Raw genomic sequence first — 27,000 nt, forward strand, 5'->3', positions numbered from 1 at the left:
CCTCGGTCAGCGTCGTCGCAGCCGCAGAACGAGGGCGGCGCCCCCGGTGAGCAACAGCACCGCGGCGGCGCCGCCCGCGAGCAGCGGCGCCGGGACTCCCGAGCCGTCGCGGGTGGCGTCCACCACCGGCGACCCGTCGCCCGCGGCGGCCTCGGGGCGCCCGTCCCGCCGCCCGTGCGCGGTGGTCGGGCCCGTCGGCGGTGAACCCGCCGTCCGTGCGGGCCGCGGGTGCGACGACGCCGGAACCGTCGCCGCCGGTGCCGTGCCCGTGACCGCGCCGGCGGCTTTCGCGCGTCCCGGGAACACCACGTCGGAACACGAGTAGTAGGTGTCCGGCGTGCTGCTGTTCTGCCAGACCGTGTAGAGGACCTGCCTCCCGGTCCGGTCCGCCGGCAGCGTCGCGCCGATGTGGTACGCGCCGTCGCGCAGCGGCGGGTCGGTGACCGCGGCGAAGGGCCGCTCCGGCAGGTCGGACCAGGTCAGCGGCTTCGCGGGGTCGTAGCCCGGCCGGGTCAGGTACAGCCGGAACGTGCCGGTGTGCGCGATGGTCGACGCGTACGTCAGTGTCAGCCGGGCCCCCGGCGTGAGCCGCGTCGCCGGCCAGTCCGGCCGGGCCAGGTCCAGCCCCCGGTACGCCGGCAGGTTGCCGCTGCACAGCCGGCCGTCCGGAATCACCCGCCGGTCACGGCCCGCCACCCCCGCCACCCGCAGGTTGTCCCACGCGGTGAACGGCGCGCCGTTCGCCGCGACCGCGGCCCGGCAGGCCGCCGACCGCGTGGCGCTGCCACCCTCCGGGGAGCACGCGTAGACGCGGCTGACCGGGTCCGTGGGGGCGCCGTGCGCCCGCGCCGGCCCCGCCGCCCAGGGCAGGAGCAGGAACGGCGCCGCCGCGGCGGCCACCCTGACACTCAGGCGGACGGTCATCCGGGTCATCGGGGACGTCTCCTCGGCGGGCGCGGGAATCGGGGGCTGCGGCGTCCAGTACGGCGCAGGCACCCGCGCCGTTCACCGGGGCCCCCGGGCGGGGCAGGGGGGCGTGAAAGCACCGACCGGCCCGCCTGTTTCGCGCCTGCTCCGAGATCTCGTTGAGCGGCCCGCCACCCGCCTCGTAGGGTGGCGATCATGGGCGCCGGGTCACCGCCCGGAGCCGGTGACACGTGTCCTGCCCGAGGAGCCGGGACGCCGGACTTCCGTTGCCGTTCGGTGAGTTATCGTATGCAAGGGGTTAAAAACAAACCGCATGTCCCGTTCGTTCGCAGCGCGAGGAGGGGTCCCACGATGGCAAGGCAGTTACGCGCCGAGCAGACCCGGGCAACCATCATCACGGCCGCCGCCGACCTGTTCGACCGGCAGGGCTACGAGACCACCAGCCTGAGCGACATCGTCGCACACGCGAAGGTCACCAAGGGCGCCCTGTACTTCCACTTCGCCGCCAAGGAGGACCTCGCGCACGCCATCCTGGAACTCCAGGCCAGGGCCGCCCAACGGGTCGTGGCCGACGTGGAGAGCCGCGGCTGCTCCTCCCTGGAGTCCCTGATGCGCACGACGTTCGGCATCGCCCGGCTCGCCGTGGAGGACCCGGTGCCGCGCGCCGGACTCCGCCTCGCCACCGCGGACATCGCCGTACGGCCGCCGCTGCGGCACCCGTTCACCGAATGGCTGGAGTACGCCACCCGCAAGTTCGGCGGAGCCGTGCGGGAGTCGGACGTGCACGGCGAACTCGACGTCGGGGCCGTCGCCCACTCCCTCGTCTGCTTCTTCATCGGCACCCGGGTCGCCGGCCGCTCCCTCGAACCGATCGGAAGGCTCCCGCGCCGGGTCGCCGAGATGTGGCACCTGATGATCCGGGGTCTCGTCCCCGTGCACCGCCGCCCCCGCTACGTCACCCTCGCCACCCAGCTGGAGCGGGAGATCAGAGCCGCCTGACCCGGGCGGTACGGTGACGGACATGCCCGACACCCCCTTCGCACCCGTGATCCGCGGTGACGAGCCCGGCTCGTTCCCGCACAGCGTGCTGGCCGAGCGGCACCCCGCGATCATCCGGCAGGTACGGGACGCCTTCCCGTACGGCCCCGCGCAGCACACGGCGCTGGACGAGCTGCTGAGGAACTGCACCGAGGGCACGGTCGGGCCGCTGCCCGCCGACGCCCCGGACCGGGACCGCTGGGACGCCTGGGGCCTGCCCGGCGCCATCGGCCGTTCCTGGTACGACGTGCCGTGGCTGTGGTCCGAGAGCTACTTCTACCGCCGGCTCCTCGACGCCGTCGGTCACACCGGCCCGGGCGCCTGGCAGGGCATCGACCCTTTCCGCCCGTTCAAGCGCGCCGAGCTCGACGCCCCCGAGACCGACGGGGAACTGGCCGCCCTGGACGGCCTGCGGGACCTGCCCGAGGAGGAACGGGCGCGCGCCCTGCTGCACGGCTCACTGTGGGGGAACCGCGCCGACCTCGGCTTCCGGCTCTCCGCCGCGGACGCCGGAACCCGGCAGCCGGTCCCCGCCCTGGTCGCCGACGACAGCGAGGTCCTGTGGTCGCTGCTGCCGCCCGCCGGCACCGGCACACTGGTGCTCGTCGCGGACAACGCCGGCCGCGAACTCCTCCCCGATCTCCTGCTGATCGCCCACCTCCTCGCCGAGGGCCGGACCGCGCGGGCCGTCCTGCACGTCAAGCCGTACCCCTACTACGTCTCCGACGCCACCACCGCCGACGTGGTCGACGCCTTGCACCGGCTGCGTACGGCCCCCGGCGCGGCGGGCGAGTGCGGGCGCGTGCTGTGGTCCGCCATGGCCGACGGCCGCCTCACCGTCCGCGCCCACCCCTTCTCCTGCGCCCCGCTGCCGTACGCCGACATGCCGGACGACCTGCGCGCCGAGTTCGCGGCGGCCACCCTGACCGTCGTCAAGGGCGACCTCAACTACCGCCGTCTGGTGGGCGACCGGTTCTGGCGGCCCACCACGCCCTTCCGGGAGAGGACCGCGTACTTCCCCGGCCCGGTCGCCGCGCTGCGCACCCTGAAGTCCGAGGTGATCACCGGCCTGACCGCCGCGACCGAGGCCGCGCTGGTGGCCGCCGAGGGGCAGCGCTGGCGGACGAGCGGGACGCACGCGCTCATCCAGGCCGACCCGGCGGACGGCGTACGACGGCGGTGACGTGACGCCGTCGACGCCGTGCCGGCCCGGCAGCGGCGCGCACGGGAGCACTCGGCGCGCGGAATTCCGCGTTTCGCGGGTGGTTCACGCGATGGTGTGATCATGTACGGCCGGATGGATGGGGCTCCGTGACCGCGGGTAGGGCCCGGCCATGACGCAGCCGTTTCAACTCCCGCACTTCTACATGCCGTACCCGGCACGCCTCAACCCGCACCTGGACGAGGCACGTGCCCACTCGACCGGGTGGGCACGCCAGATGGGCATGCTGGAAGGCTCCGGGATCTGGCAGCAGGCCGACCTGGAGGCACACGACTACGGGCTCCTGTGCGCCTACACCCACCCCGACTGCGACGGACCCGCTCTCTCGCTGATCACCGACTGGTACGTGTGGGTGTTCTTCTTCGACGACCACTTCCTGGACATGTTCAAGCGCACCCCCGACCGCGCCGCCGGGAAGGCCCACCTGGACCGCCTGCCGCTGTTCATGCCGCTCGACCCCGCCACCCCCGTGCCCGAGCCCGAGAACCCGGTCGAGGCGGGCCTGAAGGACCTGTGGGCGCGTACGGTGCCGGCCATGTCCGCGGACTGGCGCCGCCGCTTCTCCGTGGCCACCGAGCACCTGCTCAACGAGTCGATGTGGGAGCTGTCCAACATCGACGAGGGGCGGATCGCCAACCCCGTCGAGTACATCGAGATGCGCCGCAAGGTGGGCGGCGCGCCCTGGTCCTCCGGGCTCGTGGAGTACGCGACCGCCGAGGTGCCCGCCGCCGTCGCCGGCACCCGGCCGCTGCGCGTCCTCATGGAGACGTTCTCCGACGCCGTCCACCTGCGCAACGACCTGTTCTCCTACCAGCGCGAGGTCGAGGACGAGGGCGAGAACAGCAACGGCGTCCTCGTCCTGGAGAAGTTCTTCGGCTGCACCACCCAGGAGGCCGCGGACACCGTCAACGACGTCCTCACCTCCCGCCTGCACCAGTTCGAGCACACCGCGCTCACCGAGGTCCCCGCCGTCGCCCTGGACAACGGACTCACCCCCGGCGAGGTCGCCGCGGTCGCCGCCTACACCAAGGGGCTCCAGGACTGGCAGTCCGGCGGCCACGAATGGCACCTGCGCTCCAGCCGCTACATGAACGAGGGCGCGCGCCCCGCCTCGCCGTGGCAGGTCCCGGCCGGCCCCGGCACCTCGGCAGCCGGCATCGGCGCGCTGCTCGCCCCGGCCGCCCGGGAACGCCTGCGCGCCCACACGCACGTGCCCTTCCAGAAGGTCGGCCCGTCCCTCGTCCCCGATCTCTACATGCCCTTCGAGGTGCGGCTCAGCCCCCACCTGGATCGCTCCCGCGACCACCTCGTCGACTGGTGCCACCGGACGGGCATCCTCCAGGAGGGTGTGTGGGACCTGGACAAGCTCGCCGCTTACGACCTCGCGCTGTGCTCCGCCGGCCTGGACCCGGACGCCACGCCCGAGGCCCTCGACCTCAGCGCGCAGTGGCTCGCCTTCGGCACCTACGGCGACGACTACTACCCGCTGGTCTACGGCCACCGCCGGGACCTCGCCGCCGCCCGGCTGACCACCGCCCGGCTCTCCCTGTGCATGCCCGTCGACGGCGAGCCCGCCCCGGCCCCGGCCAACGCCATGGAGCGGGCCCTGGCCGACCTGTGGGCCCGTACGACGGCCGGGATGACCGCCGATCAGCGGCGCACCCTGAGGGCCTCCGTGGACACGATGACCGAGAGCTGGGTCTGGGAGGTGTCCAACCAGCTGTTCAACCGCATCCCCGACCCCGTCGACTACCTGGAGATGCGGCGCTCCACGTTCGGCTCGGACCTCACCCTGAGCCTGTGCCGGACGGGCCACGGCCCCGCGATCCCCGCCGAGGTCTACGCCAGCGGCCCGGTGCGCTCCCTGGAGAACGCCGCCATCGACTACGCCTGCCTGCTCAACGACGTCTTCTCGTACCAGAAGGAGATCGAGTACGAGGGCGAGATCCACAACGCGATCCTGGTTGTGCAGAACTTCTTCGGCGTGGACTATCCGACCGGACTCGGCGTCGTCCACGACCTGATGACCCAGCGCATGCGGCAGTTCGAACATGTGATCGCGCATGAACTCCCCGTCCTCTACGACGACTTCCGCCTGTCCGGGGAGGCGAGGGCCGCCATGGACGGCTACGTCCTCGACCTGCAGAACTGGCTGGCCGGAATCCTCAACTGGCACCGGGAGGTCGACCGCTACAAGGCCGGATGGCTCGGCAGCCGCACCCACGGCTTCCTGCCCGACCGCGCCCCCGCCGTGCCCGCCCTGCCACGCGGCTGACGGCCGCCGAATCCTTTCGTGCGGAACCGGGCATTCAGGGAACTTGGGTGCGCCCTCGGGAGTCTTGTGGAGCAAGGGGAGCAACGAACCACAGAACACACGGGGGTGTCCGGTCTTGACCGAGATCATCGAAAGGCCCGCCACGGCGACCACGGACGTGCGGGTACGGGCGGCAGGCGAACTCACGCCGTACGTCGCGCCGTTACCGGTCCCACCGGTCCTGCGGCCGGCGGCGGACGACGTCCTGCGGGAGACCGAGATCGCCCTGCGCCCGGCCTGGGTGCGCCTGCACCCGCAGCTGCCGCCCACCCTGATGTGGGGGTACGGCGGCCATGTCCCGGGCCCGACCATCGAGGTCCGGCGCGGACAGCGTGTCCGCATCGCCTGGACCAACCGCATACCGAAGGACTGCGAGCACCCGGTCACCTCGGTGGAGGTGAAGCTGCGCACGGACGGCCGGGCCCAGGCCACCACCGAGCCCGGCCGCGAGGGCGCGGAACCGAACAAGGACGTCGCCGCCCTGCCCGCCTGGTCGGTGACCCATCTGCACGGCGCGCAGACGGGCGGCGGCAACGACGGCTGGGCGGACAACGCCGTCGGCCACGGCGACGCCCAGCTGTCGGAGTACCCGAACGACCACCAGGCGGTGCAGTGGTGGTACCACGACCACGCGATGAACATCACCCGGTGGAACGTGATGGCGGGCCTGTACGGCACCTACCTCGTCCGTGACGACGAGGAGGACGCCCTCCACCTGCCCTCCGGCGAGCGGGAGATCCCGCTGCTCATCGCCGACCGCAACCTCGACACCGACGAGGACGGCCGGCTCAACGGACGGCTTCTGCACAAGACGGTGATCGTGCAGGACCGCAACCCGGAGACCGGCAAGCCGGTCTCCGTACCGTTCACCGGCCCGTACACCACGGTCAACGGCCGCATCTGGCCCTACGCCGACGTCGACCCTGCCTGGTACCGCTTCCGGCTGGTCAACGCCTCCAACGCGCGCATCTTCGAACTCGTCCTCATCGACGAGGACGGCGAGCCGGTGCCGGGGACCGTCCACCAGATCGGCAGCGACGGCGGCCTGCTGCCGCGCCCGGTCCCGGTCGACTTCGACGGGGAACTGCCCGCCCTGACCGCCGCGCCGGCCGAGCGGTTCGACCTGCTGGTCGACTTCCGCGCGCTGGCCGGCCGGACCCTGCGCCTGGTGAACAAGGGCGCCAACCAGCCGGCCGGCGTGCCCGACCCGGCCGGAGACGTGCCCTTCCCGGCCGTGCTGGAGTTCCGGGTCCGGGAGGGCTGCGAGGAGGACACCTTCGAACTGCCCGAGGTCCTCTCCGGTTCCTTCCGCCGCCTCGGCCACGACATCCCGCACGGCCACCGCCTGATCCTGCTCACCCCGCCCGCCACCAAGGGCGCCGGCGGCCACCCCGAGATCTGGGAGATGACCGAGGTCCGGAGCACGGCCGGCCTGCCCCTCCCGGCCGAGGGCATCGTCCAGGTCACCGGCCCGGACGGCACCACGAAGACGTACCGGCGCACCGCACGGACGTTCAACGACGGACTCGGCTTCACCGTCGCCGAGGGCAGCTACGAGCAGTGGAGCTTCCTCAACCTCGCGCCCATCGTGCACCCCATGCACATCCACCTGGCCGACTTCCAGCTGCTGGGCCGGGACGCCTATGACGTCTCGGGCTTCGACCCGGCGGTGGGCGGCACCCGCACCCCGATCCGCCACGACACGGGCCGGGCGATCCCGCTCGCGCCCAACGAGCGGGGCCACAAGGACGTCTTCCGGGTGCCGGGCGCCCAGATGCTGCGGGTCATGGGCCGCTTCGACGGCGCGTACGGCCGGTTCATGTACCACTGCCACCTGCTGGAGCACGAGGACATGGGCATGATGCGGCCCTTCGTCGTCATGCCGCCCGAGGCCCTGAGGTTCGACCACGGCGGGACCCACGGCGGCCATGGGGAGGGCCACACGGGCTGAGGAACCACCCGCGGAGGGCGGCCGCTATGGCTACCCTCCGCCACCCTCCGGCCAGTCTCACTCGTTCGTGTCTCGTCGCGGCCCGGCGACGCGGGTAGAGCACCAGCCGGAGGCGAGCGAACCATGGAACAGACTGCGTTGCGTCCCAAGCCCATGCCGGGCCAGGCCAGGCGCGCGGGCGGCACGCCCGGCCCCATCCGCCGCCCGCATGACGTGTGCCGGCGCGGACGGCGGCTGCGGCCCCTGCTGCTGAGCCTCGGCGCCGGCACCCTGCTGGTGCTGGCCGGTGTCGGCCTCGGCACGGTCGGCACCACGGTGATCGGGGTGAGCGGACTCGCCGAGGCGCAGGGCGGGACCCGGCCGTACGCCCCTTCGGCCACGGCCACGGCCACGGCCACGTCCACTTCCGCGGCCGGCCCGGGCCCCGCTCCGGCCCCGGCCGCGGCGTCCCTCGGCGTGGAGGCCGTGGACACCCGGGAGCCGGGTGCCATGGTGGTGGGCGTGCACGTGCCCGGCCCCGGCTACTCGGCGGGCCTGATCCGCGGGGACGTCGTCCTCCGGTTCGGCACGGACCGCGTCGACAGCGCCGCCGACCTCGCCCGGGCGGTCGTCCGGGCCGACCCCGGGAAGGCGGTGCTCCTCACCGTGCGCCACGGCAGCGGCGGCTACCAGCGGCTGACGGTGGTACCCGCGGTGGTGACCTGACCTGACCTGACCTGACCTGACCTGACCGGGCCGCCCCGGCCCCGGCCGCGCCTCGCGGGACGCCGGTCCCCGCGATCGGCCCGCGTGGCTCCGTGGGCGACCGGCTCGCGTGGGTCCGTCCGGGCGGGCAGGATGCTCACCGAGACGCCCACGCCCCCTTTCCTCGCCCGCCCCCGGAGGCCCGGATGACCGGTACCACGCCCGCGCCCTTCACCGCCGCCGACCACACGGCCCGCATGGAGCGTGCCGTGCGCTGCGCCGCCGACGCCGGCCTCGCTGGGCTGCTGGTGGCCCCCGGACCGGACATGGTGTGGCTCACCGGCTACACGCCCACCGCGGTGACCGAACGGCTCACCGTGCTGGTCCTGGCCCCCGGCCGGGATCCCGTGCTCGTCGTGCCCACGCTGGAGGCCCCGGACGCCGAGCACGCGGCGGCCGCCGGCGCGCTGACCCTACGCGACTGGACCGACGGCACCGACCCCTACGCCGTCACCGCCGCTCTCCTCGACGGCGACGGCCGGTTCGGCATCAGCGACAACACCTGGGCGATGCACCTGCTGGGCTTCCAACGGACACTCCCCGGCACCTCGTACGCCTCCCTCACCGACGCCCTGCCCATGCTGCGCGCCGTCAAGGACGCGGCCGAGCTGGAACTCCTGGCCGCCGCCGGCGCCGCTGCCGACGCGACGTTCGAGGAGATCCGGAAGCTCCCCTTCGCCGGCCGCCGCGAGTCGGACGTCGGCCAGGACCTCGCCGGCCAGCTGCGCCGCTTCGGTCACTCCCAGGTCGACTTCACCATCGTCGGCTCCGGCCCCAACGGCGCCAACCCGCACCACGAGGTCGGCGACCGCGTCATCCGCGACGGCGACATGGTCGTCCTCGACTTCGGCGGCCTGAAGGACGGCTACGGCTCCGACACCACCCGCACGGTGCACGTCGGTCAGCCGACCGGGGAGGAACGCCGTGTCCACGACGTCGTGCGCGCCGCCCAGGAGGCCGGCTTCCGCGCCGTACGCCCGGGCGCCGCCTGCCAGGACGTCGACCGGGCCGCCCGCGCGGTGATCAGCGACGCCGGATACGGCGCGTACTTCATCCACCGCACGGGGCACGGCATCGGCGTCACCACACACGAGCCGCCGTACATGATCGAGGGCGAGGAACAGCCCCTGGTACCCGGCATGTGCTTCTCCGTGGAGCCCGGCATCTACCTGCCCGGCCGCTTCGGGGTGCGCATCGAGGACATCGTCACGGTCACCGAGGACGGCGGCCGCCGTCTCAACAACACCACGCGTGAGATGGTCATAGTGGACTGAGAGCACCTGGAGACCCTCGACCCCACCCGGAACGGCGACGCGCGATCCATGACCCAGGCACCGACACCCACCGCGGACACCGTCCGCCGACTGGTCCGCTCGCTGCTCAAGGACGGCGGTGACGGCACCGGGGGACCCGAGGTGCGGCCCGTGTCGGAGGACCGGGAGTACACCTGGTGGGTCGGCGGCCGGCATGTGCTGCGGCTCGCGCCCGACCGTGAGGCCTCCGTGCGCCGCCGCCGGGAGCTGCGGCTGCGCGACCTGGTCCGGCCGCACCTGCCCGTCGCCGTCCCGGCCGGTGTCGCCCACGGCGACTGGGCGCCCGGCCTCGCCTACACCCTGGACACCAGGCTGCCCGGCGGCACCGCCGACGCCTACGACGTCTCCGCCGTCGGCGAGGCCGACCTGGCCGGGCTGCTCGGCGGGCTGCGCGCGGTGCCCGTGCGGCAGGCGGAGGCGCAAGGGGTGCCGCGGACCCCGCCGCGCTCGCTGGAGGCGCTGCGCCGGATGGCCGTGCACGCGGCCGAACGGCTCGCCGAGGCGGACGAGTTCGACGCCGCCCGGCTGCACCAGCTCACCCCGGCCGGCGCGGCCCAGCTCGCCGCGCAGGCCGGCACCGCCGTCCTCACCCACCACGGGCTGACCGGCGCGCACGTGCTGGTCAGTGCCGACGGCCGGGTACGCGGCATCCTGGACTGGACCGCGGCCACCGTGGGCGACCCCGCCGAGGACATCGCCGGACTCGCCCTCGCCGTGGGCTCCCCGGCGGCCGTCCGCGCCGCCACCCTGGCCGGTTACGGCGCCCGCCCCTGCCTGCGCGGCCTGTGGCTCGCCCGCTGCGACACCGTCCTGCGCCTCACCGGCCGCCTGGAAGGCCGCACGGAAGGCCGTACGGAGGGCTCCCTGCCGCTGCTGCGGATCCAGCTGGGGCGCGTCTGGGAGCCGATCCTGCTGGAGCGGGTGACGGACCTCCAGGAGGACGGGACGGAGCTCTGAGGGAGCCGCCGGGGCCCGCTCAGGGCTGTGTCAGCACCACGCAGGACTCCCCGGGCACCTGGAGCAGTCCGTCCGGCCCCGGCTCATCGACCCGGCCCCAGGCCGCGAGGACCTCGACCCGGCCGGTGCCCAGCGGGATCGCCGCCGGCTCCTTGCCCAGGTTCACCGCCACCCGTACGTCTCCGCGCCGGAAGGCGAGCCAGCGGGCCTCCGTGTCGTAGGCCACCTTGGTGTCGGCGAGATCCGGGTCCGTGAGGTCGGGCTGGGCGCGGCGCAGCGCGATCAGCTGCCGGTACCAGGCCAGCACTTGCGCGTGGGGCTCGCGTTCCGGCTCCGACCAGTCCAGGCAGGACCGCTCCCGGGTCGCCGGGTCCTGCGGGTCGGGCACGTCCTCCTCGGCCCAGCCGTGCTCCGCGAACTCCCGCCGCCTGCCCCGCCGTACCGCCTCGGCCAGCTCCGGGTCGGTGTGGTCGGTGAAGAACTGCCAGGGCGTGCCCGCCGCCCACTCCTCGCCCATGAACAGCATCGGGGTGAAGGGTGCGGTCAGCGTGAGCGTGGCCGCGCAGGCCAGCAGGCCGGGGGAGAGGTGCGCGGCGAGCCGGTCGCCCTGGGCGCGGTTGCCGACCTGGTCGTGGGTCTGGCTGTAGCCGAGCAGCCGGTGCCCGCCCACGCGCGCGCGGTCCAGCGGGCGGCCGTGGTGGCGGCCCCGGAAACTGGAGTACGTCCCGTCGTGGAAGTAGCCCCCGGTGAGCGTCTTGGCGAGCGCGGCGAACGGCTCACGCGCGAAGTCGGCGTAGTAACCCTGGGACTCGCCGGTCAGCGTGGTGTGCAGGGCGTGGTGGAAGTCGTCGTTCCACTGCGCGTGCAGCCCGACGCCGTGCTCCGCGCGCGGGGTGATGAACCGCGGGTTGTTCAGGTCGGATTCGGCGACCAGGAACAGCGGGCGGCCCAGTTCCCCGGCGAGCCCGTCGACGGCCGCCGACAGCTCCTCGAGGAAGTGGCGCGCGCGCGTGTCGTACAGCGCGTGCACGGCGTCCAGCCGCAGCCCGTCGAGCCGGTAGTCCCGCAGCCAGGCCAGCGCGCTGCCCAGGAGGAACGCGCGCACCTCGTCCGAGCCGGGCGCGTCCAGGTTCACCGCCGAGCCCCACGGTGTGGTGTGCGTGTCCGTGAAGTAGGGCCCGAACAGCGGCAGGTAGTTGCCCGACGGGCCCAGGTGGTTGTGCACCACGTCCAGGACGACGCCCAGTCCGAGGGCGTGCGCGCGGTCGACGAACCGCTTCAGGGCCTCCGGGCCGCCGTACGGCTCGTGCACCGCCCACAGCGACACCCCCTCGTACCCCCAGCCGTGCCGCCCCGGGAACGGGCACAGGGGCATCAACTCCACGTGGGTCACGCCGAGTTCCGCCAGGTGCTCCAGCCGCTCGGCGGCGGCGTCCAGCGTGCCCTCGCGGGTGTACGTGCCCACGTGCAGCTCGTACAGGACCGCACCCGGCAGCCCGCGCCCCCCCCACTCGGTCCGCCACGCGTACCGCCCGTGGTCCACGACCGCGCTCAGCCCGTCCGGGCCGTCGGGCTGGCGCCGGGAACGCGGGTCCGGCAGCACGGGGCCGTCGTCCAGCGCGAAGCCGTAGCGTGCGCCGTCCCCGGCCTCCGCCTCACCCGTCCACCAGCCGGCCCGCCCGGGGTCACGCGTCAACGCGCGCGCGCTGCCCTCGCAATGGAGCGTCACTCGGTCTGCCTGCGGTGCCCACACCTCGAACTGCACGGACGGTTCCCCTTCGTCTAGCTGTGCCGGTGCGTCTGCCCACCGTGATGTCCCGCGTTCCCATCGTGCCGTTCCGCATGACCGGTCGGCCCGCGAATCCTCCGTTTCCCGGGGGGTGTCGTGGAAGTGCCCCGGCCCCGGCACCGATCCCGCGTCTTCTGGACACCCGGCGCCCACTGCCCGACAATCACCCTCGTGACGTCGTCCTTCGAGTTCTCCACCTACCCGGCGCGTCCGTCCGACGCGGAGCGCGACAAGGCGCTCCAGGTGCTGCGTGACGGCGTCGCCATGGGCCGGCTCTCGCACGACACGTTCGTGCGCCGCATGGAACTGGCGCTCGTGGCCCGCCGCTCCGACGAACTGGCCGTGCTCGTCGCCGACCTGCCCCGGGAGAACCGCTTCTCCCGCGCGGTCCTCGGCTCCGTGGAGGCCGTCTCCGGGTTCACCGTACGGCTGCGCCGGGCGTGGCAGGCCGAGCGGCTGCCCAAACTGCTGCTGCCGCACCCGGCGCACACCCATCCGCTGCGTATCGGCCGCGACCCCGCGAACGGGCTGCGCCTGAACCACGAGACCGTCTCCCGCGTGCACGCCGAGCTCCGCCACCGGGGCGGCTTGTGGATCCTCAGGGACCTGGGGTCCACCAACGGCACCACCGTCAACGGCCGCCGGGTCGTCGGGTCGGTCGTCGTCCGCGAGGGCGACCAGGTCACCTTCGGCAGGATCGCGTACCGCCTCGCGACGCGCTGAGTCCTCCTGGCCGGACGCGTTCGAACGGAGGTCCGCCGGCGCGCGCGTACCGCACCGATCGGGTGAGCCGGACTGCGGAAGACGGGCCGCCGTGCCGATGCAACGAGCATGACCTACCTCACCAGAGCGGCAGCGGCGGCCGGCGCCCTGCTGGCCGCCGCCGGCCTCCTCACCGCCGGCCCGGCCCACGCCGCCTCCCGCGACATCCGCCCGGACAACTGGCTCTACCTGACGGTCACCAGGGGTGACGCCCGGTCCGGTGACACGCGCGGCACCGTACTGCTGTGCGACCCGCCCCAGGGGCACACCCACGCGGTCGACGCGTGCGCCGCACTGGACGCAGCCGACGGCGACGTCGGCCGGATCCCCGCCAAGAAGGTGTTCTGCCCGATGATCTACGCCCCGGTGACCACCCACGCGCGCGGGCAGTGGAACGGCCGGGAGGTCGACTTCCAGCAGACGTACACCAGTGCGTGCGTGATGAACGCGCGGACGGGGTCCGTCTTCGCCCTGGACGACTGACCGGCGCACGGTGACCGGGCGGTGTGGGCGGGCAGCGGCTCACGCCACCCGGTCGCGCGCCTGCTGCGCCGCCACCAGCACCGTCCGCGACTGGTGCTCCACCTGGTGCTCCAACGGCACCCAGCGGGCCCCGAAGCGCTCCGCGAAGGCGTCGCACCAGGTGGCCACCAGCTCCTGCAGCCGGGGCGCCGCCCGGTCGTCCGCCTCCCGCAGTACCCGGAGCAGCATCGACGCCGCCCGCAGCGGCAGCCGCCGCCCGAAGGCGTCCACACTGCCGACGTACGCCATCGTGGTGCCGGCCGGCGGCGTGCGGATCCAGTCCTCGGCCAGGCCCGGCACCAGCTCCAGCGCCCACCGCGCGGCCCGCAGCAGCGGCCCGTCCCGGCCGTCCAGCCGGGGCAGCGCCTCGGCGAGGACCCGTTCCACCTCCCGCGCGTCCCGCAGCAGCCGCGCCGCCAGGCGCTGTATGGCCGCGGCCGGTGCCGGGTGCGGCGCCGGGTCGCCCACCAGGTCGCTGGCCCACATCGGCACCTCCACCACGGCCGTCAGCCCGCCGTACCGGTGCGCGTGGTACCAGGTGCTGTGCCGGGCGTCGTCCGGCATGCTCGGGTAGGCCACGCCCGTCTCCGGGCCGGGCATCACATGCACCCCGGGACCGGAGGCCGGCCACAGAGCCGCGTCCGAGGCCCCCGTCTCCACCGGGATGTGCAGCTCCGCCGCGGACTTGGCGAACGGCTCGGCCAGCCCCGGCACGTCCTTCGTCAGCTGCACCCAGCTGCCGCCCAGATCGGTGCCGTGCAGCGTCACCTGAAGATACGGGCGCAGTTCGTCGATGACCCCGGTCAGCGTCCGCGTCTCCGGCGGCAGCCGGTCCGGGGGCAGCACGGAGGGCGACCACTCCGGCTGCTCCGCGCCCGTCGGCCGGTAGAACCCGAGGTGGTAGTCGAGCAGGCTGCGCGGCGCCGGGGTCACGTGCAGGCTCGCCCCGTCCGGGTCCGCGCACAGCAGGAAGTGCCAGGAGGTGTCGCCCCGCAGCTCCCGTTCCGACAGCACTCTTTCGGCCAGCACCCGCAGGGTGGAACCGCCCGCGGGCTCGTTGGCGTGGGCACCCGCCACGACCAGCACCGCCCGGCGGGCATGCCCCACCGACAGCAGGTGCAGGGGTCTTCCCGCGCGCGAGACACCCACCTCGCGCAGCACGCACAGCCCGGGATCGCGAGCGGCCAGCGTCCGCGCGCAGGCGATGAGTTCGGGAACGCTGGGATAGCGCAGCTCCGGCAGAAGACTCACCCCCGACTGTTCCGCCCGGCTTCGCCCTCCCAGTCCCGCACGGGAGGCATGAACTGTCAAGCGCGCGGCAGGCGTCGACCCCGGCGTCCGGGGGCGCTCCCCCGGCGGCGCCGCGGCCGGCCGTGTGCCGTGGGGTCGCCGCTGGTGCAGGCCGCGTCCCATGAGCGCCAGGGGCACCTCGCCCACCGCCTCCGACAGCGTGGGACGCGCACGCACATGCCCGCCTCGACGGCCGTACGCGTGGCCGCCGCCGTGTCGGGGTGTGCACCGGGCCCGCTCATCCGGTGCGCGGCGCCGTCGGCGACGACTGCGCGGCCCTCCCCCCGGAACGGGCCCGGAAGAGGCCCGTGACCGTCTGCGCGCGCGTGCCGCCCGCCGGGGCCGTCGCGGCCTTCGCGGAGTGCCTGCGGGCCACCTGGCCGGCACCGGGCGCCACCGGCCGGCCCGAGGACCGCGGGGCGCCCGCCGAGCCGGCTCCGCCGCCTCAGTCCTCCCCGGCCCGCTCCAGCAGCACCACCGGCGACCGGTCGAAGAGGTCCGCCAGGCGCGCGTGACCGGTGAACTCCCGGCCGGGGGCGAGGACGTCGGCCCAGCGCCCGGGCGGCAGCGCCAGCCGGGTGTCCTGCCAGCCGCCCGCCTCCGCGAGCCGCAGCGACAGCCGGGTCACCGCCGTGACCACCTCGCCGGAGCGTGCGAACGCCAGGCAGTGCCCGGCCGCCGGGCCCTCCGCGGCCAGCGGGTCGTACGACGCGCCCGCGCCGAACGCGCCGGGCCGCCGGGCACGCAGCCGCAGCGCCGCCGCGGTCAGCGCGTCCTTCTCGCCGGGTCCCTCCGGCGGGAAGGCCACGGGCCGCCGGTTGTCCGGGTCCACCAGCGCCCGGTACTCGCCCTCCGTGCCCTGGTACACGTCCGGCACCCCCGGCATCGTCAGGTGGACCAGCGCGGTGCCGAGGACGTTGGCCCGCACGTGCGGCTCCAGCGCCTTGCGGAACGCGGCCACGCGCTCGCCGGGCGGCCCGCAGGGCCCCGCGGCCACGAAGGCGGTCACCGCCTCCTCGTACGGCGGCTCCTGCTCCGTCCAGCTGGTGTACATGCCCGCCTCGCGTACGTGCTTGAGCAGCGCCTCCCGGACCCGCTCCTCCTCGGCCGGACCCAGCCCGAACACCATCTGCCAGGCGGCCCAGGCCAGCTGCCCGTCCGGCACGCCCTCCTCGGGCCGGGTCACCTCGGCGAGCAGCTCCGCCCAGCGGTCCGGGCACTCGGTGAGCACGGCCAGCGCCGCGCGCACGTCGGCGCTGCGCTTGGTGTCGTGCGTGGTGACGACCGTGCCGGTGAGCGGCCAGTCGCGTTGCACGCGCGCGCAGTACGCGTGGAAGTCGTCCGGGGACACACCGGGGCTGCCCGGGTCGCCGCCCACCTCGGTGGCCGACAGCAGCGGCACGAAGCGGTAGAAGGCGGTGTCCTCCACCGCCTTGGCGCGCAGCGCCGACGCGGTCTGCGCGAACCGGGTGCGGAACTCCACCCGGTCGGCGTGGTCCGGTGCCGACGTGTCGGGCGGCTCCACCAGCAGCCGGCGCACGACGCCTACGGCCTCGGCCTCCTGCGGCACCACGAAGGCCAGCCGGGCCTCCTCGGCGGCCTCCTCGGTGACGACGGCGGCGGCGTCACCGGAGGCGTAGGGCCGGTAGACCCGCATCCGGACGAGCAGCTCCTCCACGGCCGTGCGCAGCGCCCAGGGCGCCCGGTCGCGCAGCGACAGGTCGGGCGAGACGGCGCACAGCCGGGTGGCGACCCGGGTGAGCCGGTCGGTCTCGGCGGCCAGTTCGTGCGTGAGCACCTTGTAGGCGGCCCGCCGGACCGTGGCCTCCCAGTTGCCGCCCCGATCCGTCTGGGGCGCCGCGAAGGCCCGGTACCGGCCCAGGAGTCCGTACGCCCCGGTGCGGTCCGTGAACAGGCCGTCGACGTGCCGCAGGGCGTCGTAGCCCGTGGTGCCCGCGACGGGCCAGGTGGCCGGCAGGTGCTCGCCGTCGGCCAGGATCTTCTCCACGACCGTCCAGCGCCCGCCGGTCGCCTCGTGCAGCCGCGCCAGGTAGCCGTCGGGGTCGGCGAGTCCGTCGGGGTGGTCGACGCGCAGCCCGTCCAGCACGCCCTCCGCCAGCAGCTGGAGGATCTTGGCGTGGGTGGCGTCGAAGACCTCCGGGTCCTCCACCCGCAGCCCGATGAGCTCCGAGATGCTGAAGAAGCGCCGGTAGTTCAGTTCGGTGCGGGCCAGCCGCCACCACACCGGGCGGTACCACTGGGCGTCCAGCAGCTCGGGCAGCGGAAGGTGCGCGGTGCCGGGGCGGAGCGGGAAGGCGTGGTCGTGGTAGCGCAGCACGCCGCCCTCGACCCGCAGGTGTTCCAGCTCCGCGCCGACGGGGCCGCCGAGCACGGGCAGCAGCATCCGGCCGCCCTGCGCCTGCCAGTCGATGTCGAACCAGCGCGCGTACGGCGAGCCGGTGCCCTCGCGCAGCACCTCCCACAGGGCGTGGTTGTGCCGGGGCGCCATCGCCATGTGGTTGGGCACGATGTCGGCCACCAGGCCGAGGCCGTGCTCCCGCGCGGTGTGCGCCAGGGCGCGCAGGCCGTCCTCGCCGCCCAGCTCCTCACGCACACGCGTGTGGTCCACCACGTCGTAGCCGTGCGCCGAACCGGGGACGGCCTCCAGGACCGGGGACAGATGCAGATGCGAGACGCCGAGCGACGCCAGGTAGGGGACGGCCGCCGCGGCGGCCGCGAAGGGGAACGCGGGCTGGAGCTGGAGCCGGTAGGTGGCCGTGGGCACCTCCGGTCCGGGGCGCGCAGAAGTCATGGGAACCTACGTACCCAGCTCGCCGGGTTTCGTGTCACCCACGCGCCGATCCACGCGCGCGTGCCCGGCGCCGGACGGGGGAACGACGGGGGACGACGGCGGCTGCCGGCGGGTGCCGTCCAGCCCGAGGAGGGTGCCGCCGGCCGTCCGGACGAGCGTGCCCGGTCCGGTGCGGGGGCTGCCCGGCGGGGGCACCCGCGCTGGGCCGGACGGCCTACAGGCCGCCGGCCGACCGCCCGACCGGCTCCTGGCGCGGCCTGCGCCGAAGCCCGCCGTGAGCCCGCTTCCGGGCCGTGGTCGGGCCGCCGTCACGCCGCCGTCGGTCCCGCCGGGACGCGGGCGCGCCGGGTGGTCCCGACGGTGCCCGGTCCCGGCGGGCCGGCGCTCACGCGGGGCGCTGCAGCACCGTCAGGCTGCGGTCCGGCAGGGTGATCCGGTCGCCGGCCGCGATCTTCTCGCCCGTGTTCGGCGGCACCCCGTCCGGGCGGGCCGTGTCGACCACCACCTGCCACTGCCGGCCGAGGTCGGCCGGCACCAGGAAGTCCAGCGGTTCGGGTGAGGCGTTGAACATCAGCAGGAAGGAGTCGTCGGCGATGTGCTCCCCGCGCGGGCCGGGTTCCGAGATCGCGTTGCCGTTCAGGAACACCGTCAGCGCGGACGCCGGCGCCGAGTCCCAGTCCTGCTGGGTCATCTCGCCGCCGCCGGGGGTGAACCAGGCGATGTCGGACAGCTCGTCGTGCGGGCCCTCCACCGGGCGGCCGTGGAAGAAGCGGCGCCGGCGGAAGACCGGGTGGTCCCGGCGCAGCCACACCATCGAGCGGACGAACTCCAGCAGGTCGCTCTCCAGGGAGTCCGGCCAGTCCACCCACGACAGCTCGTTGTCCTGGCAGTAGGCGTTGTTGTTGCCGCCCTGGGTGCGGGCGAACTCGTCGCCGTGGCTGATCATCGGCACGCCCTGGGACAGCATCAGCGTGGCGATGAAGTTCCGCATCTGCCGGGCGCGCAGCCCCAGCACCTCGGGGTCGTCGGTGTCGCCCTCCGCCCCGCAGTTCCAGGACCGGTTGTGGCTCTCGCCGTCCCGGTTCTCCTCGCCGTTGGCGTCGTTGTGCTTGTCGTTGTACGCGACGAGGTCGTGCAGCGTGAAGCCGTCATGGCAGGTGACGAAGTTGATGGAGGCCAGCGGACGGCGGCCGTCGTCCTGGTAGAGGTCCGAGGAGCCGGTGAGCCGGGAGGCGAACTCCGCCAGCGCGCGCGACTCGCCCCGCCACAGGTCCCGCACGGTGTCCCGGTACTTTCCGTTCCACTCGGTCCACATGGGCGGGAAGTTGCCCACCTGGTAGCCGCCCTCGCCGACGTCCCACGGTTCGGCGATCAGCTTCACCTGGGAGACCACCGGGTCCTGCTGCACCAGGTCGAAGAACGACGACAACCGGTCCACCTCGTGGAACTGCCGGGCCAGGGTGGCCGCGAGGTCGAAGCGGAAGCCGTCGACGTGCATCTCGGTGACCCAGTAGCGCAGCGAGTCCATGATCAGCTGGAGCACGTGCGGGGACCGCATGAGGAGCGAGTTGCCGGTTCCCGTGGTGTCCATGTAGTAGCGGGGGTCCTCGGTCAGGCGGTAGTACGACGGGTTGTCGATGCCCTTGAAGGACAGCGTCGGGCCCAGATGGTTGCCCTCGGCGGTGTGGTTGTAGACGACGTCCAGGATGACCTCGATCCCGGCCTCGTGCAGGGCACGGACCGCCGACTTGAACTCCAGCACCTGCTGGCCGCGGTCGCCCCAGGAGGCGTACGCGTTGTGCGGGGCGAAGAAGCCGAGGGTGTTGTATCCCCAGTAGTTGTTCAGGCCCATGTCGACCAGCCGGTGGTCGTTCACGAACTGGTGGACGGGCATCAGTTCGAGCGCCGTCACCCCGAGCTTGGTCAGATGTTCGATGACCGCCGGATGGGCGAGCCCCGCGTAGGTGCCCCGCAGCTCCTCCGGGAGCCCGGGGTGCCGCATGGTCAGGCCCTTGACGTGGGCCTCGTAGATCACCGTGCGGTGGTACTCGGTGCGGGGCGGCCGGTCGTCGCCCCAGTCGAAGTAGGGGTTGATGACCACCGACGCCATGGTGTGCGGCGCCGAGTCCAGGTCGTTGCGCCGTCCCGGGTCGTCGAAGTGGTAGCCGTACACCTCCTCGCCCCACCGGATCGCCCCGCTGACCGCCTTCGCGTACGGGTCGAGCAGCAGCTTCGCCGAGTTGCAGCGCAGTCCGCGCGCGGGGTCGTACGGGCCGTGGACCCGGAACCCGTACCGCTGTCCCGGCATCACGCCCGGCACGTACGCGTGCCGCACGAATGCGTCGCTCTCGCGCAGTTCCACGGCCGTCTCCGAGCCGTCGTCGTGCAGCAGACACAGTTCTACTCGGTCCGCGGCCTCCGTGAAGACCGCGAAGTTGGTGCCGGCGCCGTCATAGGTGGCGCCGAGCGGATACGCCTCGCCAGGCCAGACCTGCATGGATACGACTCTCCCAGGTGTGCTGCCGCCGGGAGCCGTGTCGACCCCCGAATGTGCCCGTAAGTGGCGGAACTTTCCGCGACTTACGTCCCTCTTACCCACCGACCAGTGCGCATGGCGGTTCTGGTACCCGCCCTGCGCCGAACCAGCGGGGCGAACACGTACTCCCGACGACCACGGGCAGCAGGGGGAAGATGTGCGCGAGACAGTCCACCGCCACCTGGGGAAATTACTGACCGGCGCGGCCCTCGCGGCGGCGGGGACCGCCGCGATGGTCGCGGTCACCCTGCCGGGCACGGCGGGCGCGGACGACTCCGGGGGCGCCGGCGGCGGCCCGCGGGCCGCGGGACAGGCCGGTGAGGGACCGGACACCGTCCGGCCGGGCGTCGTGGAGCGGGCGCCCGCCCAGCGGGAACAGGGCACGGGCCGTGATCCGCTCACCGACGACGAGATCCGGCGCGTCGAGAAGGCCGCCGTGACCGGGCGGCTGTCGGTCACGGGCCGCGACGCCGGCGGAGGCCGCGGTCCGCAGCGCCTCGCCGTCGACCTCGCCGAACCCGGACCCGGCGAGGCCGACGATCCGGACGCGCCGCGCCGGGCCGACGTGACCTTCTACGACTACCGGACCGACACCCTCGTCACCACGACCGTCGACCTGCGGACCGGCAAGGCCGGGCGGACCGGCACCCAGCGCGGCGTCCAGCCGCCGCCGAGCCGCGCCGAGGACTCCGAGGCGGCCCGGATCCTCATCGCCGGCCCGCTCGGCGCGGGCCTGAGGGAGGACTACGAGGACGCCACCGGCAGGGAGCTGACCTCCCCGGACCAGCTGGAGCTGAGCGGCGGCGTCTACCGGGCAGCACCGGGCGCCCAGCCGGCGGTGCTCGACGACTGCGGAGTGCAGCGCTGCGTGCGGCTGTTCTCCAAGGTCAGGAACGGCCCCTGGATCGACACCCGGGACCTGGTGATCGACCTCAGCACCCGCAAGGCCGCTGCCCTCGACCGGGGCTGACCGGCCGCCGCCCGCCTCACCCACCCGACCTCCGGCAAGGGAGTCACCTCGTCATGCCCGCACAGCACCTGCCCGGCGGCGTCCGGGCCCGAGCCGCCGGCCGTGTCCGCAAGGGAGCGGCCGTCGCCTTCTCCCTCGCCGCGCTGGCCGCCGGCGCCACCACGGGCGCCGGCCCGGCCGCGGCCCGCCCGCAGACCGCGGCCGCGCCGGCCGCCGGATGCAGCAGCGCCTACAGGATCGAACAGAAGCTGTCCACCGGCACGACCTGGCGTATGTGCCGGCGCTACGACAGCAAGGCCGGCCTCGTCCTGGAGAACATCTCCTACCAGCCCAAGGGCGAGACCAAGCCGATCAAGGTCCTCAACAGCGCCAGGCTCGGCCAGATCCACGTCCCCTACGACGACGGCAAGCACGAGTACGACGACCTGACGGGCCAGGGCTTCGCCCAGGGGCTGATGGAGCTGGCACCCGGCGAATGCCCCGGCGGCACCGTCGAGCCGGTCAGGGTGCCGGACGGGGATCCGCGGCACCCGAATGTCAACGGCCTGTGCGCGACCACCCGTTCGCGCGGCCACGCCTACCGGATGTCGGACTTCGCCACCGGCCGGGTCCACCAGGCCCAGGGCAAGGACCTGCTGGTGTACACGGTCAACCAGGTCGGCTGGTACGAGTACATCACCGAGTGGCGGTTCCGGGACGACGGCACGATCGACATGAACGTCGGCGCGACCGGCAGCCTCTCCTTCGAGGACTACAACGCCCAGGACGGACGGGGCTGGCCCATCGGCAAGGGCGCCAAGGACTACTCCACCAGCCACAGCCACGACGTCTTCTGGCGGCTGGACTTCGGCCTCGACGGCTCCTCCCGCACGAAGGTCGAGCAGTACGACTCGACCGTCAGCGCCCCCTCCGGCCGGCAGGAGGGCCCGTCCGCCAGGACCACCCGCACCAAGGTCACCAGGGAACTCGCGGCCGACTACAAGACCTACCGCTGGTGGCGGGTGGTCAGCGCGACCGGCAGGAACAAGGACGGCCACGCCCGCTCCTACGAGCTGGTCCCCGGGCCCACCACCCGGTACCCCGGCCGCAGTTTCACCCGGCACGACATGTACGTCACCGAGTACGACCCGTGCGAGCTGTTCGCCAGCAACAACCCCGGGTGCGCCGCGGGACACCCGCAGTCCGTCGACAAGTGGGTCGACGGTCAGACCCTCAGCCACCCGGTGGTCTGGATGAACGTCGGCTTCCACCACATCGTGCGGGACGAGGACCAGCAGCCCATGCCCGTGCACTGGCAGGGCTTCTCCATCGCCCCCCGGGACGTCACGGCTATGAATCCGCTCACTCCCAAGGACCTGGCATGGCAGAACGGTCACTGGCGCCGGCGTAGTTGAGCGCGGCGGACGGGAAACCGACCTGACCGTCCGGCTGCACCGCCGACCCCTCGCGGAGTACCCTTCCTTGATCGTTGAGACGGGAAAGGCCCGGGGAGCGGAAGGCGGTGCGCGGGTGGGCTCGGGAGGGCTGGAGCTGCCTTCTGGTGACGAGGGTCACGAGGGGAACTCCGCAGACGTCCCGCCCGGCGCGGTGTCCCTGGCCCGGCCGATGGACGCGGGATCCATCGGGCCGGAGCTGGACTGGGACGCCGACGCCTGGCGCGAGGTGCACACCCGCGCGCAGCGGGCCGGCCGGGCCTACATCTGGCTGAACCTCGTCGAACAACGGCTGCGCGCGGTCGTGGCCGCCGTGCTGCGGCCCGTCTACGAACCCGTCCACGGCGACGAGTGGGTGGTCGCCGCGGCCGGCCCGGCCGGGCAGGAGTGGGTGCAGCGCGCGGTCGCCGTACGCGAGGTCAGCCGCCGCAAGGGCTATCTGCTCGACCCGGCCGACGACAACGTGCTCAGCTTCCTCACACTGCCGCAGCTGCGCGAACTGGTGATTCAGCACTGGCCGTGCTTCGAGCCCTACTTCGACGAACGCCGGGACCTCGAACTCGCCCTGGACGAGCTGGAGGTGACCCGCAACGTCGTCTCCCGCAACCGGGCCCTGTCGGAGGCGGTCCTCGGCCAGGCCGAGCGGGCCTCGGCGCGGCTGCTGGAGATGCTCGGCGCGGGCGGTGACGTGCCCTCGGCGCGCCGGCTGCCCGTCGACGCGGTCGAGGACCTGGTCGGCGACCGGTACGCCGACGTCGTCGCCGTCCACTCCGACCGGGTGCGGCTGCTGCGCCAGTTCCCGGCCGAGGACATCTTCGACGGCGCCCGCCGGCTCGACGCCATCGGCATCGGGCTCAACCTGCTGGTGCAGAACTTCTCCGGGCGGCGCCTGCTCCGGCTCGCCGAGTCCGGCTGCCGGGTGCGGCTGCTCTTCCTCAACCCGGCCTCCAGTTCGGTCAAACGCCGCGAACGCGAACTCGGGATGAAGCGGGGCGAACTGGGCCGTTCCGTGGAGATGAACATCCTGCACATGCGTCGGGTGCGGTCGAGGCTGCGCGACCCGGGCGCCTTCGAGATCCAGGTGTACGACGAGACGCCCCGCTTCACCGCGTACCTGGTGGACGGCGACGGCGCCGACGGCGTGGCCGTGGTGCAGTCCTACCTGCGCGGGGCGCGGGGCATGGAGTCGCCGGTGCTGGTGCTGCGCAACGGCAGCCGGGTGGTCAGACCGGACCGGTCGGGCGAAACCGGACTCTTCCCGACATACCGCGAGGAGTTCGAGCTGGCCTGGGCGGATTCGCGCCCCGTGTCCTGAACGGTCCGCGCGGCCGAGCGGAACGCGGTCCCCGGATTGTCAGTGGCGCGTGCGAGGGTGAAGGCCACTGGGGGAAAGCACCACCAAGAAGGGGGGCCGCCCATGGGCTGGCACCAGGAGCTGCTGATCGGCTTCGACCTGGAGACGACCGGGACCGATCCGCGCGAGGCGCGCATCGTCACGGCTGCCGTGATCGAGGTGCGGGCCGGTGAGCCCATGGGGCACCGGGAGTGGCTGGCCGATCCGGGCGTGGAGATCCCGGCCGACGCGGTCGCCGTGCACGGCATCAGCAACGAACGCGCGACGGCCGAGGGCCGTCCGGCCGACCGGGTCGCCGACGCCGTCGCGGACGCCCTGGTGTCCCACTGGACGGCGGGCGTCCCGGTCGTCGCCTACAACGCGGCCTTTTATCCACTCACTTCAGTAACGCCTCAGATGTCTCAGCCCGCAGCGATGAGCGGGGATCTGCGGTGAGCTGGACGAGTCAGCCGCTGGTGGCCTTCGACCTGGAGACCACAGGAACGGACATCGAGAGCGACCGGATCGTCACCGCGGCGGTAGTGGCTGTGGAGCCGGACGGGCGGCTTCCAAAGCCCCGAACATGGTTGCTCGACCCCGGGGTGGCAATCCCGCAGGAGGCTTCGGCCATCCACGGCATCTCCACCGGCCACGCCCGAGAGCACGGAATGCAATCGGCTCCCGCGATCGAAGAGATCACCTCGGCCATCACCGAGGTGCTGAACTCCGGAACCCCGCTGGTGGTGATGAACGCGCGGTACGACCTCTCCCTCCTCGACCGCGAGTGCCGACGGCATGGGATAAAGCCTTTGGGTGACCGGTTGTTCGGAAAGGCATCGTCGGTCATCGACCCATTGGTCCTGGACAAGCACGTAGACCGGTACAGGAAGGGGTCGCGGAACCTTCAGGCCCTCTGCGCGCACTACGGCGTGCCGCTCCACCACGCGCACAACGCCGTCGCGGACGCGGTGGCCGCGGCACGTGCCGCCCGGTCCATGGGGGTCAAGCACACGGCCATAGGAGCGTTGGCACTGGCGGACCTGCATGATCTTCAGATACGGGCGGCAGCCGAGCAGGCCGCGTCGCTACAGAAGTACCTTCGGCGTACGTCTGACCCGAAGGCGACTGTCGAGTCGGCCTGGCCCGTCATCCCGTACGTCGGCTGATGGCCTGGATCAATCAACGCTGCGACGAGCTACGGGGCCTTTCCCAGAGTGTGCCTCCAAGGCACGACGTGTGCGCCCTGGAGGCACGCTCACACGTCGCGGCGTTTCACGACGAGAACGGCGAGTGCGACCGTGATCAGCGGCCAGAGCGTGTACACGAGCCAGGAGCCAGAGACTGTGGCGGTGTAGCCCAGGGATCCGGGCTCCGGCCCCCAGGTTTGGATCAGGCGGTTCCAGGCGGCCGACACCAGCGCGTGTTTGATGTCCGCCGACCAACGGCTGCTCTCCGAGAACATGGGGGGCAGCATCACCAGGGTGAAGATGCTGGTGACCATGGTCCCGGCGGTATGCCGGAGCAGAACACCGAGACCCAGACCGACCAGGGCGCAGACCGGAGCCAGCAGCGCGGAGGCCACCAGCGCCCGGAGCGCCCCGGGGTGGGTGATCGGAAGGTCGGCATGGTGCCCGTTCAGGATGGCCTGGGAGATCAGGAAGGAACCGGTGGAGGCGGCCGTGCCGACCGCGGTCCACAGTGCGGCGGTGACGGCTGCCTTGGCCAGCACGATCGAGCCGCGGGCCGGGACGGCCACGGTGGTGGTGCGGATCAGCCCGCTGCTGTACTCGCTCACGACGGTGAGGGCGCCCATGCTGCTGGCGACGAGGATCAGCGTCCAGTAGCCGGCCGGCGGATAGGCGTCGTAGGGCCGGAAGTCAGCGGGGCCGGAGGGCGCGGCTTTGTCCGCCAGCGTGGCCACGGCGGTGGACCCGATGACGAACAGGAGGGTGAGTGCGATCGTCCACGGTGTGGACCGCAGGGACCGTGTCTTGATCCACTCGGCGGCGAGCAGGTCGCGGAAGCGGGCGGGCGGCGCGGTGACGGGGGTGGTCCGGGGGGCGGAGGTGAGCGTGGTCATCGGGGCTGTCCTGCCAGGTATTCGGTGCTGTCGGCGGTGAGTTCCATGAAGGCCGCCTCCAGTGAGGCGGTGCGGGTGGTCAGCTCGTTCAGCTGGATACCGTTGTCGAAGGCGAGCGCCCCGATCCGGTCGGCCGGGAGCCCGGTCACGGCGAGTTTCTCTACGCCGGTCGAGCCCTCCGGCTCGACCGAGGCGCCCGCCGCGGTCAGCACGGCTGCCAACTCGGCGGCCTGCGGTGTCCCCACCACAACGCTGCTACGGGTGCTGCGGGCCGCGAAGTCCCGTACCGACTCGGCGGCTATGAGGCGGCCCCGGCCGATGACGACCAGATGGTCGGCGGTGTTCTCCATCTCCGCCATCAGGTGGCTGGAGAGGAACACCGTGCGCCCCTCGGCGGCCAGGCGCCGGAAGAGCCGACGTACCCAGAGCACACCCTCCGGGTCCATGCCGTTGATCGGCTCGTCGAACATGAGCACGGGCGGGTCGCCGAGCAAGGCGGTGGCGATGCCGAGGCGCTGCTTCATACCGAGGGAGAATCCACCGATGCGGCGGTTTGCCACCTCAGCCAGCCCCACCTCATGAAGTACCTCGCCCACCCGGCGCCGCGGGATGTTGTTGCTGCGGGCCAGAGCGGACAGGTGGGCCGCAGCGCTACGTCCGCCGTGAACCTGTCCGGCGTCGAGGAGGGCACCGACGTGCCGCAGTCCGCGCGGGTGGCGGTGGAAGGGGACGCCGCTGACGGTGGCGGCGCCGATGGTGGGCGCGTCCAGGCCGAGGATCATCCGCAGGGTGGTGGACTTGCCGGCTCCGTTGGGGCCGAGGAATCCGGTGACCTGGCCCGGCAGCACGGTGAAGGACAGATGGTCGACGGCCGTCTTGCTGCCGTAGCGCTTGGTGAGTTCGCTGACTTCGATCACGGCACCCACACTGCCGAGAGGAGCCCCGTCCGGGCATGGGGCCGTGGGCGACAATCGTGCGGCCGGATTGAACCGTGGGCGTACGTCCCC

20 protein-coding genes and 1 pseudogene are annotated in these 27,000 nt (G+C 73.2%); 14 read left to right on the forward strand and 7 right to left on the reverse strand.

Annotation, left to right across the window (positions count from 1 at the left end):
• Window positions 1-6 precede the first annotated feature (6 nt).
• Window positions 7-933, reverse strand: a complete 927-nt coding sequence (locus tag ACGFT1_RS06535) for a lytic polysaccharide monooxygenase (protein WP_373907913.1) — start codon at window positions 931-933, stop codon at window positions 7-9.
• 345 nt (window positions 934-1,278) lie between these two features.
• Here ACGFT1_RS06535 and ACGFT1_RS06540 point away from each other — a divergent pair, with 345 nt between their 5' ends.
• The 7 genes from ACGFT1_RS06540 to ACGFT1_RS06570 all read left to right on the forward strand — a co-directional run bounded on the left by ACGFT1_RS06540 (window position 1,279) and on the right by ACGFT1_RS06570 (window position 10,466).
• The gene (locus tag ACGFT1_RS06540; protein ID WP_356816992.1) at window positions 1,279-1,926 is read left to right on the forward strand and encodes a ScbR family autoregulator-binding transcription factor; all 648 of its coding nucleotides are present in this window, start codon (window positions 1,279-1,281) and stop codon (window positions 1,924-1,926) included.
• A gap of 22 nt (window positions 1,927-1,948) precedes the next feature.
• Complete coding sequence (locus ACGFT1_RS06545) at window positions 1,949-3,148, forward strand: damage-control phosphatase ARMT1 family protein (RefSeq protein WP_373907914.1); 1,200 nt, start codon at window positions 1,949-1,951, stop codon at window positions 3,146-3,148.
• Between the two features lie 151 nt (window positions 3,149-3,299).
• Window positions 3,300-5,462 carry a germacradienol/geosmin synthase Cyc2 gene (gene cyc2 / locus ACGFT1_RS06550; RefSeq protein ID WP_373907915.1) on the forward strand — a complete coding sequence of 721 codons (2,163 nt, stop codon included), beginning with the start codon at window positions 3,300-3,302 and terminating at the stop codon, window positions 5,460-5,462.
• Window positions 5,463-5,577: 115 nt separating this feature from the next.
• The gene (phsA, locus tag ACGFT1_RS06555; RefSeq protein ID WP_373907916.1) at window positions 5,578-7,452 is read left to right on the forward strand and encodes an O-aminophenol oxidase PhsA; all 1,875 of its coding nucleotides are present in this window, start codon (window positions 5,578-5,580) and stop codon (window positions 7,450-7,452) included.
• A 123-nt stretch (window positions 7,453-7,575) separates the two neighbouring features.
• Window positions 7,576-8,157, forward strand: coding sequence for a PDZ domain-containing protein (locus ACGFT1_RS06560; protein ID WP_373907917.1), 582 nt, complete (start codon window positions 7,576-7,578; stop codon window positions 8,155-8,157).
• Between the two features lie 185 nt (window positions 8,158-8,342).
• Complete coding sequence (locus ACGFT1_RS06565; protein ID WP_373907918.1) at window positions 8,343-9,470, forward strand: aminopeptidase P family protein; 1,128 nt, start codon at window positions 8,343-8,345, stop codon at window positions 9,468-9,470.
• A 48-nt stretch (window positions 9,471-9,518) separates the two neighbouring features.
• Window positions 9,519-10,466 carry an aminoglycoside phosphotransferase family protein gene (locus tag ACGFT1_RS06570; protein ID WP_373907919.1) on the forward strand — a complete coding sequence of 316 codons (948 nt, stop codon included), beginning with the start codon at window positions 9,519-9,521 and terminating at the stop codon, window positions 10,464-10,466.
• Window positions 10,467-10,485: 19 nt separating this feature from the next.
• Here ACGFT1_RS06570 and treZ read toward each other — a convergent pair whose 3' ends face one another.
• On the reverse strand, window positions 10,486-12,231 hold the full coding sequence (gene treZ / locus ACGFT1_RS06575; protein ID WP_373907920.1) for a malto-oligosyltrehalose trehalohydrolase: 1,746 nt from the start codon (window positions 12,229-12,231) through the stop codon (window positions 10,486-10,488).
• A gap of 195 nt (window positions 12,232-12,426) precedes the next feature.
• Between treZ and ACGFT1_RS06580 the strand changes: the two genes are divergently transcribed.
• Both ACGFT1_RS06580 and ACGFT1_RS06585 read left to right on the forward strand, forming a co-directional pair.
• Entirely contained in the window at window positions 12,427-12,978 is a 552-nt protein-coding gene (locus ACGFT1_RS06580) for an FHA domain-containing protein (RefSeq protein ID WP_373907921.1), read from the forward strand.
• 108 nt (window positions 12,979-13,086) lie between these two features.
• Window positions 13,087-13,500, forward strand: a complete 414-nt coding sequence (locus tag ACGFT1_RS06585) for an SSI family serine proteinase inhibitor (RefSeq protein ID WP_373907922.1) — start codon at window positions 13,087-13,089, stop codon at window positions 13,498-13,500.
• Between the two features lie 39 nt (window positions 13,501-13,539).
• Here the strand turns inward: ACGFT1_RS06585 and ACGFT1_RS06590 are convergent, their stop codons facing one another.
• The 3 genes from ACGFT1_RS06590 to glgX form a co-directional block, all read right to left on the reverse strand.
• The gene (locus tag ACGFT1_RS06590; RefSeq protein WP_373907923.1) at window positions 13,540-14,790 is read right to left on the reverse strand and encodes a M14 family zinc carboxypeptidase; all 1,251 of its coding nucleotides are present in this window, start codon (window positions 14,788-14,790) and stop codon (window positions 13,540-13,542) included.
• Window positions 14,791-15,274: 484 nt separating this feature from the next.
• Window positions 15,275-17,641, reverse strand: coding sequence for a malto-oligosyltrehalose synthase (gene treY, locus ACGFT1_RS06595; RefSeq protein WP_373907924.1), 2,367 nt, complete (start codon window positions 17,639-17,641; stop codon window positions 15,275-15,277).
• A gap of 385 nt (window positions 17,642-18,026) precedes the next feature.
• Entirely contained in the window at window positions 18,027-20,138 is a 2,112-nt protein-coding gene (gene glgX, locus ACGFT1_RS06600; protein ID WP_373907925.1) for a glycogen debranching protein GlgX, read from the reverse strand.
• A gap of 196 nt (window positions 20,139-20,334) precedes the next feature.
• Here glgX and ACGFT1_RS06605 point away from each other — a divergent pair, with 196 nt between their 5' ends.
• From ACGFT1_RS06605 to ACGFT1_RS06625, 5 genes and pseudogenes are all read left to right on the forward strand, one after another.
• A complete protein-coding gene (locus ACGFT1_RS06605; protein ID WP_373907926.1) occupies window positions 20,335-21,147 on the forward strand; it encodes a Tat pathway signal sequence domain protein in 813 nt (270 codons plus the stop codon).
• 53 nt (window positions 21,148-21,200) lie between these two features.
• The gene (locus ACGFT1_RS06610; RefSeq protein ID WP_373907927.1) at window positions 21,201-22,541 is read left to right on the forward strand and encodes a copper amine oxidase; all 1,341 of its coding nucleotides are present in this window, start codon (window positions 21,201-21,203) and stop codon (window positions 22,539-22,541) included.
• A 115-nt stretch (window positions 22,542-22,656) separates the two neighbouring features.
• Window positions 22,657-23,895, forward strand: a complete 1,239-nt coding sequence (locus ACGFT1_RS06615; RefSeq protein WP_373908229.1) for an SAV2148 family HEPN domain-containing protein — start codon at window positions 22,657-22,659, stop codon at window positions 23,893-23,895.
• Window positions 23,896-23,997: 102 nt separating this feature from the next.
• A pseudogene (locus tag ACGFT1_RS06620) lies at window positions 23,998-24,303 on the forward strand (exonuclease domain-containing protein); the annotation flags it as partial.
• 62 nt (window positions 24,304-24,365) lie between these two features.
• Complete coding sequence (locus ACGFT1_RS06625) at window positions 24,366-25,079, forward strand: 3'-5' exonuclease (protein WP_373907928.1); 714 nt, start codon at window positions 24,366-24,368, stop codon at window positions 25,077-25,079.
• 89 nt (window positions 25,080-25,168) lie between these two features.
• Here the strand turns inward: ACGFT1_RS06625 and ACGFT1_RS06630 are convergent, their stop codons facing one another.
• Together ACGFT1_RS06630 and ACGFT1_RS06635 are read right to left on the reverse strand one after the other, a co-directional pair.
• Entirely contained in the window at window positions 25,169-25,993 is an 825-nt protein-coding gene (locus tag ACGFT1_RS06630; protein WP_373907929.1) for an ABC transporter permease, read from the reverse strand.
• Window positions 25,990-26,910, reverse strand: a complete 921-nt coding sequence (locus ACGFT1_RS06635; RefSeq protein WP_373907930.1) for an ATP-binding cassette domain-containing protein — start codon at window positions 26,908-26,910, stop codon at window positions 25,990-25,992. Before ACGFT1_RS06635 ends, ACGFT1_RS06630 begins: the two co-directional genes overlap by 4 nt.
• Window positions 26,911-27,000: the final 90 nt, after the last annotated feature.

The organism is Streptomyces sp. Y20, assembly GCF_043195475.1.
Taxonomy (GTDB): domain Bacteria; phylum Actinomycetota; class Actinomycetes; order Streptomycetales; family Streptomycetaceae; genus Streptomyces.

Coding starts and splice junctions, on each gene's coding strand:
- ACGFT1_RS06565 (WP_373907918.1), top strand. CDS start 8,343: ATGACCGGTACCACGCCCGCGCCCTTCACCGCCGCCGACCACACGGCC.
- ACGFT1_RS06535 (WP_373907913.1), bottom strand. CDS start 933: ATGACCCGGATGACCGTCCGCCTGAGTGTCAGGGTGGCCGCCGCGGCG.
- ACGFT1_RS06560 (WP_373907917.1), top strand. CDS start 7,576: ATGGAACAGACTGCGTTGCGTCCCAAGCCCATGCCGGGCCAGGCCAGG.
- glgX (WP_373907925.1), bottom strand. CDS start 20,138: ATGCAGGTCTGGCCTGGCGAGGCGTATCCGCTCGGCGCCACCTATGAC.
- ACGFT1_RS06545 (WP_373907914.1), top strand. CDS start 1,949: ATGCCCGACACCCCCTTCGCACCCGTGATCCGCGGTGACGAGCCCGGC.
- ACGFT1_RS06570 (WP_373907919.1), top strand. CDS start 9,519: ATGACCCAGGCACCGACACCCACCGCGGACACCGTCCGCCGACTGGTC.
- cyc2 (WP_373907915.1), top strand. CDS start 3,300: ATGACGCAGCCGTTTCAACTCCCGCACTTCTACATGCCGTACCCGGCA.
- ACGFT1_RS06630 (WP_373907929.1), bottom strand. CDS start 25,993: ATGACCACGCTCACCTCCGCCCCCCGGACCACCCCCGTCACCGCGCCG.
- treY (WP_373907924.1), bottom strand. CDS start 17,641: ATGACTTCTGCGCGCCCCGGACCGGAGGTGCCCACGGCCACCTACCGG.
- ACGFT1_RS06540 (WP_356816992.1), top strand. CDS start 1,279: ATGGCAAGGCAGTTACGCGCCGAGCAGACCCGGGCAACCATCATCACG.
- ACGFT1_RS06610 (WP_373907927.1), top strand. CDS start 21,201: ATGCCCGCACAGCACCTGCCCGGCGGCGTCCGGGCCCGAGCCGCCGGC.
- ACGFT1_RS06585 (WP_373907922.1), top strand. CDS start 13,087: ATGACCTACCTCACCAGAGCGGCAGCGGCGGCCGGCGCCCTGCTGGCC.